This is a genomic window from Bartonella sp. AA56HLJMS (assembly GCF_042197145.1).
GTDB lineage: Bacteria > Pseudomonadota > Alphaproteobacteria > Rhizobiales > Rhizobiaceae > Bartonella.
The window spans coordinates 50,121-71,216 of the sequence record NZ_JBHIRL010000002.1 but is presented as its reverse complement, the minus strand read 5'-3'; the positions used below and the strand labels follow the sequence as shown (position 1 = coordinate 71,216).

The following is a 21,096-nucleotide window of genomic DNA, read 5'->3' as shown; positions in this document are numbered from 1 at the left end:
GGCTTAAGAGATTGGATATTTTATTCTATCATTTGACGCAGTCAACGCTGAAGGATATTTTGCCGACGCTTGTGGAGCGTGCATTGGCTCGTTTTGGTAAAGTAACAATACAGTGTGTGAGTAAAGAACAACGCGATTCTATAGATATACATTTATGGGTTTATACTGATGAATCATTTATTGGACATGGAACGGAGTGTGATCAATATCCAAACGTTCAGCCTGTATTTCTTACGACAGGACAAGAAAATCCGAATGATTCAAAGATTCGTTTTCTCATAGAGGGAGCTGTTTGTTCGGATATTGATGCTTATCAACGGCTTGTCGTGATATTTGATGGTAGAAGTGAAGAGCAGTTGAATCTCGTTCGTGCACAGTGGAAAAAATATAAAATGGAAAATCATAATTTAACGTATTGGCAACAGACTGAAGATCGTCGCTGGGAAAAACAGGTTTAATGCGTCTTGTATCTATTGTTCTGATTTTTATAGGATTACTGGGAATAGTAAATCCTGCACTTTTTATTACGGAAGGCTCAGGGGGAGGGCGTTGGGTTTTTATTGTGATTTTTCTTTTAGGCATGTTAAATATATGGACTATAATTAAAAAAACGAAACGCCATAATGATAATTATTGATCGAATTTTGCTTGTTTTATGGGCTGTGATGTTGGCCTTCTTTTGCGTTTCATGGTTGGGGACAACGCATATCTTATCAGAAATGTTTGCTGTTTCTTATATAAGCAATATTGCAGATTTTTTATTTTTCTTTTTGAGTGCTTTGTTTGCAGGAATATTGTGGTGGAAAATACCTCAACCCCTGTCTTTAAAAACGAAACTGGCAGCATTTTTGCCGCCAGTCCTTATTTTATTCTTCATTATTATATTTTAGTTGGATATTTCATCATCTGTAAATCCGACGAAGCAAATCAGTGAAATAAAAGAAGCAAGAAGCAAATAATAACCGATATAAGATGTATCGAAATGTTGCACCAGATATTCTGCAATATAAGGCGCGAGAGATGCTCCTATAATAGCAGATAAATTGAAAGTAATAGAAGAACCGGTATATCGAATTGCTGTTGGGTATGGTGAAGCCAAAACAGCACCAAGAGGACTGTATATCATTCCCATGAGAGACAAACCGATAACAGACATTGCAAGGACTCCTATAACTCCAGAATTTAAGAAATAAGGAATTGCGAAAGAATAAATACCTGTGATGATTGTAATCCAAATCATCAAAGTTCTACGTCTAATACGGTCAGCGAGTCTTCCCGTGATGACAGTAAAAATCCCACAAAAAATAGCACCGACAATTTCGATTTGAAGAGCTTGATGAAATGGCAATTGCAAATGGTTTGTTGAATAGCTTAGCAAATATGTAGTAACCAAGTAAAACAAAACAAAAGTTGCCATACCAGAAAATATTCCAAGAAATAGGATTCGTGGACATTTTAAAAAGACATCTATGATAGGAACTTTGACATGTTTTTTACTTTCAAGAGTTTTTTTGAATTGAACAGTTTCATTGATTGAAAGACGGACCCATAATCCTATAATCATAAAAACAACTGAAGCAATAAAAGGAATACGCCATCCCCAGGCTAAAAGTTCTTCACGATCAAGGAAATGCAGCAGACCCAAATAAACAGCAATAGATAAAAACAAACCTATTGAAACGCCTAATTGGGGGAACATTGCATACCAGCCGCGCTTTTCTGGAGGGGCATTTTCTGTAGCGAGCAAAACAGCTCCTCCCCATTCTCCTCCTAATCCAATTCCCTGTCCAATACGGCACAAGGTTAAGAGGAAAGGGGCAAACCACCCAGCTATTTCATAAGTAGGAAGAAAACCAATAATGACTGTTGAAAGACCCATTGTGAGAAGAGAAGCGATAAGTGTTGCTTTTCTTCCAATTTTATCTCCAAAATGTCCAAAAACAACTGATCCAAAAGGGCGGGCAAAAAAGGCTGCTCCAAATATTAGGAAAGATTGTAAAATGGCAATTTGATCATTTTGTGTTGGAAAAAACACATGAGGAAATATAAGAGCTGCGGCAGTGCCAAAGACATAAAAATCAAAGAATTCAATTGTTGGGCCAATAAGGCTTGCAAATAAAATCCGACGAGGGGAGTTTCTGTTGCTTGTAGCTTTCATTTCTGAGTTTATAGACATGAATAGAATGTCCCTTTCAGTATATGACAAATCAAATGACGAGTTAACTGACTATAACTATAGAAATTTCAAATCAGTGTCGAGTCAATATTATGACACTTCGTTATATATTAGAACAATGATTATGGGCTGATGAGTATGAATAAGTGCTCTATATATTATCCAAATTGAATAAGATAAAGACACTGCTTTAAATGCTGTAGAAGATGGCAATAGATGGCTATAAACGCAGCTCTCATTCACATTGCTGTGTCCTTTAAAGTTTAATGCCATTTTTATCTATTAAGGGATCAATCTTATTCGTAGATCAGTGTTTAGTGTCTCAAAATATTAAAAATATTTTTCATGGATGCAATTATAACACTTTTAAAGTGTATCTAAAAAATTAAATCTTTTAGTTGTGCATGCATTTTAAAACACATGGTGTATATTTGATCTGTCAAAGCTTAATCCATCGAATGCTTTGCTGTCTTAAAAGACATGAGGTTGAGCAATTACGTTGTGTTGTTTTGGTCTATGCACTTTTTTCTAAATGGGAGAATTTAAATTTAAAATTATGGAGTGTAAATAATGCAACGCAAATTGAAATTAAGTTTTTGTGCGTTAATGGTCAGTGGTTTTTTTGTCAAGATTGCGAGTGCATATGGAGTAGCTACACCAAGAGAAAAGTTATTAACACCAGTAAGTATCAGTGAACACCTAGAAGAGACAAGAAAGTTGTTATCAGAAGTGAGGGGACTAAAAGAAAAAAAGGGGGGATCAAAAAAGATAGAGAATAAACAGACAGCAGAAGGAAGTGATCTTTCAGAAGAGGAAAGGAAGAGATTAGAAAACCTATTCTTTGAAGTACTCACAAATTCAATAATAAGCGATGGTGCTGCGATCTATATTACTAACCGTGACTCTGAAGGTTCTGAAATAAATAGCTTTAACTATAAAGATGCAGCTTATTCCATTAATAATACGGTTAGAGAAGGGGGAAAACTCTACATTGATGCAGCAAGTGTTAGCAGGGATACGACAATTGAGCATGGTGGGATTGAGTTTGTCCAAAACTTGAGCATTTCAGAATATGCTACTGTTAAAAAAGGTGGTAAACAAATTGTTGAGAGTGGTGCAAATGCAGAAGGGGCTCAAATCCATGGTGGCGAGCAGATTATTTTTGGTAAGGGAAGCCTTGGATCTAGTTTGTCGCGAAAAGATAAGGAAAGTAGTGCTTATGGCACTGAAATTCATGCTGCAGATGGAATGCCAGGAATACAAAGTGTTTATAGTGGGGGGATGGCTGTTGACACAAAGGTTATGAAAGGAGGTATCCAGAATCTTGATGGTAAAGAGAATTTTCATAACGGTTTCTCAGAAGATGCTGATACAGCCGATATAGAAGATGAAGATTTTACAATTAATGAGGGGGCTTTTGCACTGAGTACTGAACTTTTTAAAAATGGTATGCAGAATATCTTTGCAGGAGGGAATGCGAGTGAAGTTACTTTATACGATAGAGCTATTCAGAATATATATGATTCTGGATATGCGGATAATCTAACTATTAATCATCAAGCAAGGTCATGGGGTTTTGCTGGTGCGATATTAGATAAGGATACAAATGTTAATGATTTTGGCAACCTCTATCTCTATGCTGGAAATGGTGAAGCTGTTACGGAAGTAGAAAATCTTAATTTAAATGGAGAAGATACCAAACTATACATTATTGCGTCTGAAGATAACGGCAAAAAACCTGAGATTAATGTTAAGAATTTAAAAGGAAATGGGAGAGTTATTTTTACGTCTTTAGGGACGAATAAGCTCTATTCTCAACTTAATATTGATGATCTTTCAGGTTCTTTACATTTTGATTTTAATGTCAATTTTGCCAAGCAGCTTAGTGATTATCTTGTGATTAAAAAAAGGGGCTCTGGTTCTCACACAATAAGTGTGGCTGATTCTGGGCGTGAAATTACAAATTCTTCTTACAAAAAGCTTAAATTAATTACTGATCGCAGCGGAAATGCCCATTTTACTCTGACAAACACTTTTGGTGAAAAAATCGGAACTGTTGATGCCGGAACCTATCGGTACAGTTTGCAACATAGAAACAATAAGGGTACTGGTAAAATTTGGTACTTAGATGCAAACCACACCATTGATGAGACAACTTCTCAAGTTTTTGATAGTGTATTGAAACCATATACTGGTTCATCAAGTGATTTACTTACAGAACTCACAATTGATCAAGGAACAACTGTTTCTATTGCAGATCCTAGCTTTGACACGAGTAGCAAGGAAGTTGATAGCAATGGAGAAACTTCAATTAGTATTACAGTTAAAGATGGTGGAAAGCTTTCCGTTTATAGCGGTGGTTTTAGCTTGTATACGACAATTCAAAGAGGTGGCACTGAGCTTATTAAAACACAGGGTCTTTCACAGGATACTATTGTTCATAAAGGTGGGCAACAAAAGGTTAAAGAGGGGGGAAAAGCTGAAGGGGCTGAAATTTACGGAGGTGAGCAATTTGTTTCAGGAAAGTCTGATATTAAAGGTGCGGTGGTGAGGAGCAGCGCCTATGACACTATCGTTTCTGGTGAGAATGGAGTGCGAGGATATCAGAATGTGTATGATGATGGAGAGGTTTTTAACACACAGATCATGGAAGGAGGGATACAAAATCTTTATGGAGAAGAGGATCTAGACGAGTATAGCAGTTTTGCCTTTGATACGAAGGTCTTTTCTGGTGGACAGCAACATGTTTTAGCGGGAGGAATCGCGATTGGCGTTCTTTTAGAAGGGACTGCTTTTCAGGCAATAGATTTAGGAGGTTATGTAAAAGATTTAACCGTTAAGGATCAAGCACAATCGTGGTTACATGGTGGCGCAACATTGGAAGGAAAGACAACGGTTAATGATTCTGGACGGATTTATCTTTATGCTGGTGCAGAGCAATCTCGTACTGAAGTAGAAAAAATTGTCTTAAATGGCAGAGATACAAAATTGTACGCGATTGCCTCTAATATAGATGGTGAAAGTTCTTTGATTGAGAATCTGAGTGGGAATGGTCGTGTTATTTTTACTTCTACCGTGTTTAATCCACATTACTCTAAACTTGAGATCAATGATCTTTCAGGGAGTTTACATTTTAGGTTGCATACTAATTTTGCAGAACAGCGCGGTGATTATCTTCTGATAAAACAAGGATCAGGTAATCACACCATAAGTGTTATCGATTCTGGTGTTGAAATTACCAATTCTCCTCTACAAGATCAGAATTTAGTTTTGGAGCTTGATTTAATTCATGTTCAAAGCGGAAATGCGCATTTTACTCTGACAGATTTTTCTGGTGAAGAGACGAGTACGATTGATGGTGGAGCCTACATGTATGGCTTAAAGACAAAAGATGATAATGGGGGAAAGACTTGGTCTTTGGCTATATCACAAATAACTTCTGCTCCTGTAATTCCTTCACCTCATGTGGAGTCGCCTATAGATAAGCTTCCTGAAAAAGAAGAAAATATGACATCGGCAAAAGATTTTAGTATCTCTGATGTAATTCATTACAGCATTGGGGAAGGAGGAGGAATTCTACAAAGCTCTTTGCTCGGTGATGGTAACGTAGTTTATGTCTCTGATGATGGAGAGCAAGGTGTTCTTAAGAAGTCTATTAATAATACAATTCAGGGATCAGGAAGACTTTATGTTGAAGCTGGTGGTTTCAGTAAAAATACAACCATTGAAAATGGTGGTACTGAGATTGTAGGGGAACAGGGGGTCTCAGAATCTACGATTATTTACGAGGGTGGAAAACAAAAAGTGGAGGGGGGAGGCTCTGCATTGAGAGCTGAAATTTATGGTGGGGAGCAGCTTGTTTTCGGAAATGGTTATGTAAATGGTGGAATTGTGGGGAGCAGTGCTTATAACACGACACTTTATGGTCAAGGTGATACGCCGGGACAGCAGAATGTATATGATGATGGGATGGCTGTGGAAACAAAAGTGATGAGTGGAGGAGTACAAACTCTTGCTAAGTGGTTTCCTAATGATGATAACTTTGCAGAAAAAGCCGGCGGTTTAGCTGTAAATGCTGAAATCTTTTCAGAGGGTGTGCAGCGTGTTTTAGCAGGAGGTGAAGCAAATACAGTCATTTTACGCACTGGTGGTGTTCAAGAAGTCTATGCAGGTGGAATTGTAAAGAATCTAACGATTGAAGGTAATGCTAATTCATGGATTTCTCCTGGTGCAATATTAGGAGGAGAAATAAAAGTTCAGGATTTTGGTGGGCTCCATCTTGATGCTGGAGACGATGGTCAACAAACTATAGTAGAAAACATTGAATTAAATGGAGAAGACGCTCAATTATACTCCGTTGCTCGTGGGTTTGACGACAAAAGTACACGCATTCAGCAGTTAAGCGGTGTAGGAAAAGTCATTTTTACCTCTTTTGAAGATGATTTATATTACTCTCAGCTTTACATTGATAATCTAGCAGGGAGTCTACATTTTAACTTTAATGTTAGCCTTGCAGAAGAAAAAGGTGATTACCTCTTTATTGAGAATGGGAGTGGTTTTCATACAATAAGTGTCGTAGATTCTGGTATTGAAATTGTTGATCCTTCTTCAGCAGGACTTGATTTAATTTTTGATCAAAGTGGTGGCGCACATTTTACCCTGAGAAGCTTTTCTGGTGCAAATGTTAAAACTATTGATGGCGGAACCTATACGTATGGTTTAAAACAGAGAATTGATGAGGATGGGGGTGAAAAAGTTTGGTATTTATCTGCAGTATTTATTGATAATGTTTCATTTCTCAACAGTTTACCACGTAGTAGAAGCAGATCTATGCGGCATTTAAATCAAAATCAATCAGTTTCTTCTCTTTCAACTATTGCAGCACCACAAGCGCGTGTTATTAAATTGCCACGTCGAAGAAAAAACCGCCAAAACTTGAATCAAAGATCTCCAGCTTTTGTATCTCCAACTGTTTCCTCTCTTGGAAGTCACGTTATTGAAGTCTTAGGTTCAGGAAGTCTTCATCCTCTTTCTGATGAAAAACAACAAACTGCTGTTTCAACCTCTTCTCAATTTTTAGCCGATCAAATGATTTTACGTCCAGTTCATAAAGAACAACCTTTTCCACAATTGAGTGAGAAACTTTCAGTTTCTCACTTTTTGACCACTCCCTCTACAGATGCGGTATTGTCTATGTCTGTGGCGCCAGCGATGGTTTTTCACAATGAAATGCAAACCGTACGTGTGGGAAGAGGAATTCTAGATAAAAGTAAAAAGAATACGGCTTTATGGACCTATGCGATTAAATCTAAAGAGAGTGTTGCTACAGAGCATATAGATTTTAAACTGGATCAGACCGGTATCGTTTTGGGGATCAATGGTTTAAGCGAGTGGGAAAATGGAGAGTTTTATATAGGTGGTTTTGGCAGTTATGATCGTGCCCGTGTTGCGCATGCACGGGGGGGTAACAGTGGAATCAATACTTATGGTATTGGTGCTTATGTCACTTATTTTGATCATAGTGGATGGTATCTCGATGGTATTTTAAAATACAATCATTATCAAAATACTCTAAAAGCCGTTTCAACGAATGGTTTAGAGATTGAAGGAACATATACTCAAAGGGCATTGGGAACTTCCTTTGAAGCTGGTTATCGACTTAAGACGTCAAAGAACAGTTGGTTACAGCCTTATGGACAATTTACATGGTTACAAGTTGAGGGTAAAGAAATCAAGTTATCGAATGATATGACAGGTGACATGCGTCCATTCACTTCATTACGCAGTGAGGTTGGTTTATCTTTAGGGTATGAATTTGGTTCACACATGGATTCCTCATCGCTTGCGTATATTACAGCAGCATGGTTGCGTGAGAATAAAGATGACAATCAAACGTTAATTAATCAACGCCATCCATTTACCACTGACTTATCGGGGAATGCAGGTAAATTAGGAATAGGTTTAAGCAGTTTAGTGAGTGAGAAGTTAAAGTTATATGGTGAGGCACATTATATTAAAGGGCGTAAAACAAAACAGTCCCTTCAGGGTGTTTTAGGTGTACGCTATAGTTTCTAACGATATGGTTATTTTTTAGTTATCTTTAAATGTATGATTAGTTTTTTAAAGTTTTTAATGCAGCATCAGAGAACAATTTTTCAGAGCACGCAGCTTCGTTGTTCATGATAAACTGTATACCCTTATATACTTGATTATGCATTACTTTTTATCTTTGATAAGAAAACTCCGAGAAAATGCTAAAGAAGCACTATAAAAACGCCCTTATATTCTTGATCAAAAAAGTATTTAAAAAACTGTAAAGAACGGTTTTTTATGAGATAAGGAGGATTTTTAAGAAGGATTGTTGCAATCTAAGGTTGAAAATATGTTTTGTAGAGCTAATTACGTTCAGTGTCTATGCAGGCGTGAAGGGGGGAGGATATGGCTCTACAATATAAATGGAAACGAAATTTTTGGATACTCATGTTGAGCAGCTGTTTTGTGCAAGCTGCTGCTGCAAATGAGGAGAGAACAGCACTTTTTTGTCAATCTTCAAGTTATGAAAATGATAAAGTATTTCAAGATCAATACAATGAGGATATGAAATCAGCAAGATGCATACTTGGAGCCTCTAATGATGTTATGGTAAGAACGCGCAATGAATTAGACTTTTTAAAAAAGCCTAGAGATTTTATCATGGATAAGGGTGCTAGAGTGTTTGCGAGTCAACAGGAGCTTGACAGCAGTCATCGTGACAATGCTGGATATAATGCACAAGAACAAAATACTGCATTTCTTAAAAAGCCTGAACTTATTTCCATTAAAGATGGGGCAATGTTAGAAAATTATATCCTTGATAATGAAGGTAAAGCATACATTTCAAATGATGGTGAAATTGATAGTCCAGGGCGATCCATTAATAACACTGTAAGGAATGGTGCAGAGCTTTATGTGTATGCAGGAGGACTCAGTGAGAATAGTAAAATTGAACATGGTGGAATTGAAAATGTTCAGGCTTTAAAGGGAAAACAAGGTTTTTCGAAAAATGCTGTTGTTAAAGAAGGCGGGCACCAAAGTGTTGGAAATGGAGGGAAAGTAGAGGGGACTAAAATTTATGGCGGTGAGCAGCTTGTTTTCGGGGAGGGGGATATTGGAGGAGAGATTAAAGGCAGTAGTGCTTCTCATACTATCATTTATGGTCAAGATGAAACACTAGGCCAACAAAAAGTATATGATGGCGGAAAAGTTTGGAATACAAAAGTTATGCAAGGGGGTGTCCAAGAAGTTGGACAAAAGTCTCAAAGTGCAAAAAATGGTGGTTTTGCATTTCACACAGAAGTTTTTGGTGGTGGTAAACAACGTATCTTAAAAGGCGGTCAGGCTATTGGAGTCACTTTAAATGAGAGTGCTATTCAGGAAATATATACTGATGGATCTGTAAAAAATCTAACAATGAATGATCAAACAAAATCATGGGTGCATGCTGGAGCAACATTAGAAGGCAAGACACAGGTAAACCATTCTGGGCAGATCCATCTTTATGCTGGGAATGATCAACAACGCACTACAGTAGAAGATATTATTTTAAATGGAAAAGATACAAAACTATACTCTATTACTGATGAGTTTGATGGAAAAAGTTCTTTGATACAAAAATTAAGTGGTGAAGGGAGTGTTATTTTTTCGTTTACAGGTTCTGATCCATATTATTCTCAGCTTCATGTGAATAATCTTTCAGGAAATTTACATTTCGCGTTCAATACTACGATTGCCCATAACCGTGGTGATTATCTCTTGGTTGAGAAAGGCGCTGGGAAACATACAATAAGTGTTGCTGATTCTGGAGTTGAAATCACGGATCCTTTTTCAAATAAGCGTGATTTAATTACGGATCAAAGTGGTGGAGCGCATTTTACGCTGACAGATCTTAAGGGTGAAAAAATTAACGCCATTGATGGTGGAACTTATATGTATGATTTGAAAGAAAGAAAGGATGAAAATGGAAAAGTTTGGTTTTTATCGGCAGACCGCCTCAGTGGACCAGAACCTTCTATACCAGATCCGACAAATCCTTTTTTTCCTGGAGAAACATCAACAACCCCCTCTACAGATGCAGTGTTAACGTTGTCCGTAGTTCCTGGGCTTATTTTTAATAATGAGTTGCAAATTATACGGAATGGTAGAAAAATTTGGGACAGAAATAAGAAGGATATCGAACTATGGACTTATGGGATTAAGAGCAGAGAACGTGTTGCGACAGGCCATACACACTTTAAGCTTGGGCAGACAGGTTTAGTCTTTGGTGCTGATCAGTTGAGTGAATTAAGGCATGGAGAGTTGTATGTTGGTGGTTTCGGGAGTTATGATCAAGTACGTATTTCTCATGCACGAGGTGGTGATAGTGATCTGAGCTCTTATAGCATTGGAACTTACGCAACTTATTTTGATCATCGTGGATGGTATATGGATGGTGTTTTGAAATATAATTATTACCAGGATGATTTGAAAGCCATCTCAACGAATGGTTTAGCCATTCAAAGTCATTACAATCAGTGGGCGATAGGTGGATCATTTGAGATTGGCTGTTATTTTGAACCGGCACAGAATACTTGGATGCAGCCTTATATCAAGCTAACAGGTTTGCAGGTTGAAGGTAAAAGAATAAAACTTTCCAATGGAATGATAGGTGATCTAAGCCCATTAACTTCATTCCGCAGTGAAGTTGGATTGACTGCAGGACATGAATTTTTTGTGAGTTCAGAAACTTCATTAACAGCTTACATTATGGCAGCTTGGTTGCGTGAGAATATAAATAATAATTATACGACAATTAATAACCAGTATAAATTTATTACAGATTTATCAGGCAGTGCGGGTAAATTGGGAATTGGTTTAAACGGTTCGGTCAATGATAAACTAACACTTTATGCGGAAGCACATTATCTAAAAGGACATAAGATTAAGAATGCTCTTCAAGGTATTTTAGGATTACGCTATAGTTTCTAAATATGTGTGTACACGGCTGATTGACTTTACAAATGTAATTGTTTTGCAAGCTTAAACAGATAACGCTCGGCTATGTCTTCTCGAGAGTGTAAGGACTTTCTCAAACAGTAGGAATGTCTTTATACTCTCTCTTTTAAAGGTAACATACTGAATTTATAATAATAATTCATTTCTATGCATGTTGAATGAGAGTCGCGAAAATCATAGAATTCTCTGATTCCAAATCTGTTTATGTTGAATCAATCAAAACCATTTTCTTGCACGTCACAAGCAGGCAAGCCTGCGTGGATAAAAATTGTACAAGAAAGAACTAAAAATACCTCTTATTAAACTGCCTCAAGTACCAAAGGGTGTAGCGTTGCAACATTTTAGGGCTGGAAAAGTGTATGATGATATCGGCTCGCTTCTTCATAAGCGTAAAGATTGGGAGTTCAATGGCTTTACCGGTATATCATTCATGGATGACGTCGCGAAATGGGCTTGAGTGCATTGAGAGATGTCTCTTTAAAACAAGTGTGTGAATGTACAACCCAGTAGCGTTTTGTTTTACGTGAAGAGGGGCTCCATTAAAGGGCACGAGCATTTTTTTCATCTATAATTCCAGATATGCAAATTATTCCTTTAACTTAAGTGAACATTTTGAATTTTATTCAATTTTTCTGCCTTAAGTTAGAGTTTTTTAGTGGCTTATAGATAAACAACTTAAAGTTGCTTAAATTAAAAAATACACTAAAAAATTGTATTTAGACATAAATAAAACACATTATGATACAATCTAAAGCGAGCGACCTATGTAGCCGCGGGGTATTTTTCTAAATAATTGAGAGTGGAGTGTGGATAATGCGGTATAAATACAAATTAAGTTTTTCAGTATTGATGATCAGTAGTTGTCTTTTGCAATCTGCAAGTGTAGTTGAGAGTAGGAATAGAGTGCTAACAAGAGCAACAGATGTGGGAAATAGAGAAGAGGAAGAAAAAAATTTAGAACTGATTGCTAGTTTTTTCAAAAATAATATTACGATTGAATATGGTGATGTAGAGCTTGTTGAGAATGGAAAAACTTCCGTGGGGTCCACTATTAAAAAAGGAGGGATGCAAATAGTTACACGAGCAGGAATTGCAATGAGCGCCAAAATTTGGGGAGGTCAGCAGTTTATTCATGAAGAGCCAAATATTGATTTTACACGCGTGGTTAGACGAAGTAGTGCATATAATTCCACAGTTACGGGTGGAGGTGGAGCAGTGGGACAGCAGAATGTGTATGATGGGGGAGGTGCTTGGTATGCGAAAGTGGGAAATGATGGAGAACAAAATATTTATGCGAGGCAAAGAAAGGAAGGGGGGAGAGCAATGTTTACAGAAGTTTCTGGGAATGGGAGACAGCATGTCTTAGCACTAGGGGAGTCTGTGAAAACTACTTTGAAGGATCAAGCTATTCAAGTTGTATATCCTATGGGATTTGTAGATACTTTAACAATTACGGATTTTGCTAAATCGTGGTTCCATGTTGGTGTACAAGAAGTCGTTGGAGAAGTAAGGATCAATGGTGGCGGAGAACTTTATTTATTCGCTGGCGATAGGACAAATCATATAACTAAGAAAAAAATTCCTATAGAAGAGAGCGTGGATGAGATAATATTTGAGGTTGGTGAACGGAAGATAGGAGAAAAACCACAGATTAAAATTAAAGATTTAGGGGGGCAGAGTGGGACTGTTATTTTTTCTTCTATTCCGTATGATCCACGTCATATTTCACTTTATGTTGAGAGACTTTCAGGGGATTTACATTTTCGATTCAATATTAGCGCTACGTGGGATGCGAGTGATTATTTGTTGATTGGTGAGGGCTCAGGGAATCACAAAATAAATATTGCAGATTCTGGACGTGAAATTACAGGTCCTCTCTCACAAAGGAATAGTTTGGTTACTGAGCTTCCGTTAATTACCGATAGAAGCCACAATGGCGGAGCTAATTTTACTCTGGCAGATCTTTTGGGCAAGGACATTACAGCTGTTGATGGTGGAACCTATCAGTATCGCTTAGTGAAGAGAGGAAGATGTGCTGATTCTAGTGGTAGTGCTACAATTTGGTATTTAAGTAGAGCTTTTGGAGATACGGAAGGTTCTAATTCTGAAGTAGAGTGTGTGAATAAGAAAGCGAAGTTTCCTCTTGCATTGTCTGCTGATACGGGTACACAGTCTGATCAAGGGGCTTCTTCTGAAGGAAAAAATACCGGTCCTCGTTCACTTACTAAAAAACAGCCATCTAAACCACGACCTCCACGTCATTTAAGAGGGGCACAGATAAGAGGGGCACAGAATGTCTCTAGTGTTTCTGTATCTCCCTCTCAAGAAAATCAGACTCTTGTAGCGTTACCTCCATCAGGTCCTCATCCTTTTTCTGATGAAAAACAACAAACTGCTGTTTCAACCTCTTCTCAATCTTTAGCCGATCAAATGATTTTACGTCCAGTTCATAAAGAACAACCTTTTCCACAATTGAGTGAGAAACTTTCAGTTTCTCACTTTTTGACCACTCCCTCTACAGATGCGGTATTGTCTATGTCTGTGGCGCCAGCGATGGTTTTTCACAATGAAATGCAAACCGTACGTGTGGGAAGAGGAATTCTAGATAAAAGTAAAAAGAATACGGCTTTATGGACCTATGCGATTAAATCTAAAGAGAGTGTTGCTACAGAGCATATAGATTTTAAACTGGATCAGACCGGTATCGTTTTGGGGATCAATGGTTTAAGCGAGTGGGAAAATGGAGAGTTTTATATAGGTGGTTTTGGCAGTTATGATCGTGCCCGTGTTGCGCATGCACGGGGGGGTAACAGTGGAATCAATACTTATGGTATTGGTGCTTATGTCACTTATTTTGATCATAGTGGATGGTATCTCGATGGTATTTTAAAATACAATCATTATCAAAATACTCTAAAAGCCGTTTCAACGAATGGTTTAGAGATTGAAGGAACATATACTCAAAGGGCATTGGGAACTTCCTTTGAAGCTGGTTATCGACTTAAGACGTCAAAGAACAGTTGGTTGCAGCCTTATGGACAATTTACATGGTTGCGTGTTGAGGGTAAAGAAATCAAGTTATCGAATGGCATGACAGGTGACATGCGTCCATTTACTTCATTACGCAGTGAGGTTGGCTTATCTTTAGGATATGAATTTGGTTCTCACATGGATTCCTCATCGCTTGCGTATATTACAGCAGCATGGTTGCGTGAGAATAAAGATGACAATCAAACATTAATTAATCAACGTCATCCATTTACCACGGACTTATCGGGCAATGCAGGTAAGTTAGGATTAGGTTTAAGCAGTTTTGTGAGTGAGAAGTTAAAGTTATATGGTGAGGCCCATTATGTTAAAGGACATAAAACAAAACAGTCCTTTCAGGGTATTTTAGGTGTACGCTATAGTTTCTAACGATATGGTTATTTTTTGATTGATTTCAATGATAATTTTGATAGGAAGCATTTAAAATTATGGAAGAAGATTCAATATTTATTAAGAGTCGGTAGCGCATTTTTATGATGGGATGAGCAATTGCAGGATTTTTATTAAAGTTTTCTTTATAATTTATTCTATATTTTTGAGAATTTGTGTAGATTTTTGCAGAGCCACTTGGCAAAGGGTTCCTTGCTCGCTATAGGAATGGCTAGAGAGTATTATCAATGAAATAAAGGTGGTTAAATGGCTTTAGAGCGTACTTTTTCGATGATTAAACCAGACGCAACCCGTCGTAATTTGACTGGCGCAATTACTAAAATGCTTGAGGATGCGGAGCTACGTGTTATTGCGTCTAAACGTGTCTGGATGAGCAGACGTGAGGCTGAAAAATTTTATGCTGTTCATAAAGAACGTCCTTTTTTTAGTGAATTGGTTGAATTGATGTCTTCTGGTCCAACCGTTGTACAAGTTTTGGAAGGTGAAAATGCAATAGCTAAAAACCGTGAAGTAATGGGGGCTACGAATCCTAGTGATGCAGAAGAAGGGACAATTCGTAAGGTTCATGCTTTATCGATTGGCGAAAATTCTGTCCATGGATCCGATAGTGCTGAAACGGCAAAAACAGAAATCGCCTTTTGGTTTCCTGAGGTAGAAATTGTTGGTTAATAAAGCGTTTATAATAATAAAGCGTATATAAGAAGCAAAAATCCGAAACACTATGTTTCGGTTTTTTGCTTATGAGGTTATAGATTTTTTTGAAAGCATATGGAGCCATTAATCATTTTTTTAGCTTTTAATATTGCAGCTGCTTTTACGAAAATATAAAGCCTATTTACTCTTTTCTGAAGGGTTTTTATCTACACGCTACCCTTACTTGTAATGTGCAAAAAAGTGCTTGATTGATTTATCATTAATAAAAATAAATCAATCTTATGCTATTCTTATCTCTTATTTAAGTACAAAAAGATAAATTATCATTATAAATCTCCATACTCTTCATAGGATAACGTGTTTTAAACCTGCACGAAAATAATCCCACCCTGTCCACAATGTAAGGAGGGCAGAAATCCACAGCATAGTAATGCCAAACTCTACTGTGTAAGGGAAAATTTTATTACCGGCTGGTCCAGCTAAAAGAAATACAATAGCGATCATTTGTACAAAAGTTTTCCATTTTGCAAGACGAGAGACAGGAACACTAACTTTTAACTCAGCCAAATATTCACGTAATCCTGATACAAGAATTTCTCTGCAAAGAATGATAATAGCTGCCCATAGTGTCCACCCAGCGATGGTACTGTCTGCGGCAAGCAAGAGCAAACAAGCAGAGACGAGAAGTTTATCGGCAATTGGATCTAACATGCGACCAATATTGGATGTTTGTTCCCAAATACGAGCAAGGTAACCATCAAGAAAGTCAGTAATGGATGCAACGATAAAAATGGAAACAGCAATCCAGCGAGTGATATCACTTGATTGTAGCCGCCCTTCTAAAAAAAAGCATGCAACAACCATTGGGACTGCAACAATTCGTGCATAAGTTAAAATATTTGGAAAAGAAAAAGTATGATTTTTCATGGAGCCATTTTTAATTCTTGTGAAAGAGAATATATTTCCTTAACGTAACAAGGCGAAGGTTATGAAACAAGCCTATTTTTCATGAAAATGGTTATGAATTTTTTGTGCAATTGTCATAGAAATTCCCGTAACTTTTTTTAAATCTTCAAATGAGGCACTAGCAACAGCTTTGGCACTTCCAAAATGATGAAGCAATGCACGCTTTCTTGTCGGACCAATATTTTCGATTTCATCAAGTGGGTTTTTGAATGTTGCTTTTTTTCGTTTTATCCTATGAGTTCCAATCGCAAAACGGTGTGCTTCATCACGCAGACGTTGCAAAAAATAGAGGATAGGATCACGTGGAGGAAGTGTAAAGGGGGGGATACCTTTTATAAAAAATCGTTCACGTCCCGCATGACGGTCAACACCTTTGGCGATTCCAACAACTGTGAAGAGATCATTTAATTGTAATTCAGCAAGTATTGCATGTACGCTGTTGATTTGTCCTTCACCACCATCGATTAAGATAAGGTCAGGCCAAATGGGAAAAAGATCATCATCTTTTATGTCATGACTTCTATTTGGCAGATCATACTCTTTGATAAGGCGTGAAAATCTTCGTTTAATCACTTCTTTCATCATGCCAAAATCATCGCCAGGCGTGATATCTGTTGAGCGAATGTTGAATTTTCGATATTGATTTTTAATAAATCCCATTTGACCAGCAACAATCATAGCCCCTACAGCATTTGTTCCCATGATATGAGAATTGTCATAGACTTCTATCCGGCGTGGAGGAACAGGTAGTTGGAATGTTTTAGCAAGACCTTGAAGCAATTTTGTATGGGTGGCTGTTTCAGAAAGCTTATGTTCAAGTGCTTCATGAGCATTGAGATAGGCACGATTAACAAGAGTTTTTCGTTCACCTTGTTTAGGTAAAGAGAGGGACACTTTGTGATTTGCTTTGAGACTAAATGCCTCTGTAAGAAGTGTTTTTTCTTCAATTTCTTCAGATAAAAGGATGCTTTTAGGAAGTGGTTTATCATCGTAAAATTGGGCAAGAAAACTCGCTAAAATTTCAGTGCGGGAAAAAGAGGGATCTGCTTTAGGAAAATAGGCACGGTTTCCCCAATTTTGCCCCATGCGAAAAAAGAACACTTGAATACAGGTCATTCCTTCTTTTTGCGCAATTGCAAATACATCCGCTTCTTTTATCGTTTGAGGATTAATACCTTGATGGCTTTGTATGTGAGAAAGGGCTGATAAGCGGTCACGATAGGAAGCTGCTTGTTCAAAATCAAGATTTTCTGCGGCTTTATGCATAGCTTGAACCATATCGCTTTTAATAGATTGATCTTTTCCCGAAAGGAACGCTTTTGCTCCTTTCACCAGTTCTTTATAATCACTGTCACTAATTTCATGAGTACAAGGTGCAGAACATCGCTTAATTTGATAAAGCAAACAGGGGCGTGTACGGTTTTCAAAAACTGAATCAGTACAGGTTCGTAATAAAAAGGCGCGTTGTAAAACATGAACTGTTTGTGTCACTGCACCAGCAGAAGCAAAAGGACCAAAATAGTGAGCTTTTCGTATTCGAGCACCACGATGTTTGTAAAGTGCAGGCACTCGATGATCATCTGTAATCATAATATAAGGGAAACTTTTATCATCACGCAGGAGTACATTAAAATGCGGATGCAATCTTTTGATGAGATTGGCTTCTAAAAGGAGTGCTTCTGTTTCTGTATGGGTGACGATAAATTCCATATGATATGTTGCACGAATCATGCGGGTAATACGATTATTGTGTCCTTGTTCACGTGTATAGTTTGAAACACGTTTTTTGAGATTACGGGCTTTGCCAACATAGAGAATATCACCATTTTCACCAATCATCCGGTAAACCCCTGGCTTATGCGGAAGGTGTCTAACAAACTCTTGTATGAACTTGATACCTTGGAATTGATTTTTCTCATTGCTTTGATTAGCATTATGCCATGTAATATTAGAGAGAAAAGAAAGTTTTTCCCGTTCATTTTGCGGACAATTTGTATTATTTTTCAGGACCATTCCGTTTATTACAAATATGTTGTTTATTTAATATATGAAATATTCTTTTTTATTAAATAATGATTATTTATGTCTTTATAATTTTTTTCTATAAATAATATCTTATAACATAAGAGTATGATTTTAGAGAGCCGATCTTTCATAAAAAATATGAGAGTTGTTATTCTAAGACAGCTTTATGAATTTGCCCAATTTATCCATTAAAATGATTGAAATAAGAAATCCATGATGATTAAGAGGATAGGCTTTCTAAAAAAACAATTCACGCTGATCGTTATTAGCTTACCATTATAATATGTTGATATTATCCAAAGAATCAAAGAACTTTATCATTTAATGCCTTTGTATTTTACAACATGATATTTGATTTAGGAAAAATATCAGAGAAAGATCTAAAATAATAGATGTTCTTTTTGAAGCCACTTATGCGTTATTTGGGCATTTTCATCTTGTCCCAGACGGTTGATAAGAAAGGGGCTGAGTTTTTTCATTTCTTCTTCCAAAAGGTAGGGAGGGTTAATAATAATCATACCACTTCCATTCATTGTCGGTGGACTTGAACTTTTTCGGATACGCATTTCAAGTTGTAGAATCTTAGGAATTCCGGTTTGATAAAGCGCGTGAAGAAAACTTTCAATTTCTTTGTCATATTTAACAGGATACCATAAAGCGTAGATTCCTCCAGAAAAGCGACGATAGGCTTTCGTTAATCCCTCAATAAGGCGGGAAAACTCTCCAGCTTTTTCAAAGGGAGGGTCAACAAGGATAAAGCCACGTTTTTCTTTTGGTGGTACATGAGCATTTAAGGAAAGCCAACCATCTAAATGCAGAACTTTTGTCTGATAATCTCCTGCAAAGTTTTTTGCTAAAATATGATAATCTTCATTGTGCAATTCTATTGCGGTGAGGCGATCTTGTTTCCGTAATAATTGACGAATAAGAACAGGAGATCCAGGATAAAACATAATTTCTTTTTCTCCTTTATTGAGGGCATCAATGATGTCACACCATGGACAAAGGAGTGTTCTTAAATCTTCTGGGATAGGAGTAGAAAAAAGTCGTTGGACACCTTCGCGCCACTCTCCTGTTTTATGTGCTTCTAAAGAAGAAAGGTCATAAATACCGATTCCAGCATGCGTATCTATAACGCGAAAAGCTTTTTCTTTGCGTTTGAGATATTCTACAATGCGAGTGACAATAATGTGTTTAAAAACATCAGCAAAATTGCCAGCATGATAAATATGCCGATAATTCATGGAGTAAACTCTATCATATGTATAACTGTACCGGATTATTAGCATAGAATAATAGAATTGATATCCATAAAAACACTCTTGTAGAAATCAAACAATACCCTCACTCCCACATTATACACTACAGAAAAAAATATTAATGTCATCAGAGCATTTATTCACAGAGCTATTTTTATATAATGAGATTAATCGTTAAAATTTTAATTTTTTTGTATGAAAGATAGACAAGAAGAGATCAAACATTTCAATAGAGATATTTATGTTGTAAGAGAATTTTTTTATGACCGCGGACTCTTTCAGGAAAACTATAAAAAACACTCAATTAACGAGAATATTAGTGAAGTTTGTTGAAAAATTGAAGGGTATCTTTCAAATTCATTTTGTTTAAAGATTAAAGAATTTCAAATTCTTGATAAAAACATTGTTACATTGATCAGTTTTTTTACGAGCGTAAAATTATGAATAGAGCAATAAAGTGCTGGTATTATAGTGGTATATTTTTGTAAAAGTATGAATGAATCTCATTGCTTTAAGCGGAGCCAAAGCTTTACATTATACACGCTAAAAGGCTTAGTTATTGTGTATGATGCTAAAATAAAACTTTTGAAAATTGATATGTGCTCTGTAAGCTATCTCAATAAAATGAGTTTTTTAAACTAAAGTAAATAGGTTTATTTATCTCTAACACTGTATTATTGAGCGGCTTTATAAGGTAATCTTATAAAAAAGGCTAGGATAAGAAATTCTTTTTACATGGATTATGCTTCGATGCCATGCTTTTGATTGAATGTAATTTTCTATTCATGCTCATTTTGTTTTCAATACTGGGATAGGTTAAGCACATGATATTATGAGAACGCATGCCCAGAATCCGGAGACTTGTAATAGTTATGGCATTCAGCGGCTCAGAGAGACGGTTATATGGAGGTATTTTACTGAATAAGGCGCAAGCTGGTACCATTTTTATTTTTTAGCAGTATTGCCATATCTCTTGGCACTTGAGCTGGTTCATAAAGTGCATTTTTACTCTTTCTGCTAATAGTTTTTATTTACACGCCAGATATTTAATTGAATGCGATGATGGCTCATATTTCGTATTGTACATAGAATAATGAATGATAAAATTCCTACCCCAACGCAAAGAATAAATGTTGTGCGTAAGATGATAGTTTTTGAAGAGACTGATGATGTGTTAAGAAAGTTTTTTAGAGATTTTTCTTTCTGAATTTTTTAATTGAATACGTAAAGTGTTTTACAACATGTTATGATCTTTATCAGTAAAGGATAATTTGACGGAAATGTTTGTAATGATACGTAAAACATTGTGTAAAAGGAAAGACATTGGCTATAGTATTTACAGGAAGATGAGTAACCTAAGAGATCAGATGAAGTTATTTTAGAAAAGTTTTTAAGTGCTTTGAACTTTGTATGAAGTGGTTTATCATTTTTGAATGGTTTGTGTTATAATACGCTAAAAAAGGATGAGAGGATAAAAAGTTCTTTTTGCAATAAAAGCGTGTAATTGCTTTTAAGTTAAGAAGAAAATATATAAGTAAGATATTATAT

At 36.6% G+C, this 21,096-nt stretch carries 12 protein-coding genes; 8 read left to right on the top strand and 4 right to left on the bottom strand.

The window, feature by feature from the left end; all coding sequences use genetic code 11:
- Positions 1-11 precede the first annotated feature (11 nt).
- From ACFINI_RS01680 to ACFINI_RS01670, 3 genes are read left to right on the top strand one after another with little or no spacing between them, the layout of a single operon-like run.
- The gene (locus tag ACFINI_RS01680) at positions 12-458 is read left to right on the top strand and encodes a DNA polymerase III subunit chi (protein ID WP_375620743.1); all 447 of its coding nucleotides are present in this window, start codon (positions 12-14) and stop codon (positions 456-458) included.
- Positions 458-637, top strand: a complete 180-nt coding sequence (locus ACFINI_RS01675) for a hypothetical protein (protein ID WP_375611245.1) — start codon at positions 458-460, stop codon at positions 635-637. The genes ACFINI_RS01680 and ACFINI_RS01675 overlap by 1 nt, the downstream gene beginning before the upstream one ends.
- Positions 624-890 (top strand): hypothetical protein, encoded by a 267-nt coding sequence (locus ACFINI_RS01670; protein ID WP_375620744.1) that lies wholly within the window; start codon positions 624-626, stop codon positions 888-890. The genes ACFINI_RS01675 and ACFINI_RS01670 overlap by 14 nt, the downstream gene beginning before the upstream one ends.
- Here the strand turns inward: ACFINI_RS01670 and ACFINI_RS01665 are convergent.
- Positions 887-2,176 (bottom strand): MFS transporter, encoded by a 1,290-nt coding sequence (locus ACFINI_RS01665; RefSeq protein WP_375620745.1) that lies wholly within the window; start codon positions 2,174-2,176, stop codon positions 887-889. The two genes, ACFINI_RS01670 and ACFINI_RS01665, sit on opposite strands and share 4 nt — an antisense overlap.
- 570 nt (positions 2,177-2,746) lie before the next feature.
- Between ACFINI_RS01665 and bafA (ACFINI_RS01660) the strand changes: the two genes are divergently transcribed.
- From bafA (ACFINI_RS01660) to ndk, 5 genes are all read left to right on the top strand, one after another.
- A complete protein-coding gene (gene bafA / locus ACFINI_RS01660) occupies positions 2,747-8,251 on the top strand; it encodes a BafA family autotransporter (RefSeq protein WP_375645471.1) in 5,505 nt (1,834 codons plus the stop codon).
- Between the two features lie 363 nt (positions 8,252-8,614).
- A complete protein-coding gene (gene bafA, locus ACFINI_RS01655; RefSeq protein WP_375645470.1) occupies positions 8,615-11,179 on the top strand; it encodes a BafA family autotransporter in 2,565 nt (854 codons plus the stop codon).
- Positions 11,180-11,474: 295 nt separating this feature from the next.
- Positions 11,475-11,663: a hypothetical protein gene (locus ACFINI_RS01650; RefSeq protein ID WP_375620748.1), complete on the top strand. Its 189-nt coding sequence runs from the start codon at positions 11,475-11,477 to the stop codon at positions 11,661-11,663.
- A 356-nt stretch (positions 11,664-12,019) separates the two neighbouring features.
- On the top strand, positions 12,020-14,623 hold the full coding sequence (gene bafA / locus ACFINI_RS01645; protein ID WP_375645469.1) for a BafA family autotransporter: 2,604 nt from the start codon (positions 12,020-12,022) through the stop codon (positions 14,621-14,623).
- A 267-nt stretch (positions 14,624-14,890) separates the two neighbouring features.
- Positions 14,891-15,313 (top strand): nucleoside-diphosphate kinase, encoded by a 423-nt coding sequence (gene ndk, locus ACFINI_RS01640; protein WP_375645468.1) that lies wholly within the window; start codon positions 14,891-14,893, stop codon positions 15,311-15,313.
- Between the two features lie 330 nt (positions 15,314-15,643).
- On the opposite strand, the gene pgsA is transcribed toward ndk, so the two are convergent.
- From pgsA to ACFINI_RS01625, 3 genes are all read right to left on the bottom strand, one after another.
- A complete protein-coding gene (pgsA, locus tag ACFINI_RS01635; RefSeq protein ID WP_273723320.1) occupies positions 15,644-16,225 on the bottom strand; it encodes a CDP-diacylglycerol--glycerol-3-phosphate 3-phosphatidyltransferase in 582 nt (193 codons plus the stop codon).
- 72 nt (positions 16,226-16,297) lie between these two features.
- Entirely contained in the window at positions 16,298-18,277 is a 1,980-nt protein-coding gene (gene uvrC / locus ACFINI_RS01630) for an excinuclease ABC subunit UvrC (protein ID WP_375645467.1), read from the bottom strand.
- 392 nt (positions 18,278-18,669) lie between these two features.
- Positions 18,670-19,533 carry a 23S rRNA (adenine(2030)-N(6))-methyltransferase RlmJ gene (locus ACFINI_RS01625; protein ID WP_375645466.1) on the bottom strand — a complete coding sequence of 288 codons (864 nt, stop codon included), beginning with the start codon at positions 19,531-19,533 and terminating at the stop codon, positions 18,670-18,672.
- Positions 19,534-21,096 lie beyond the last annotated feature (1,563 nt).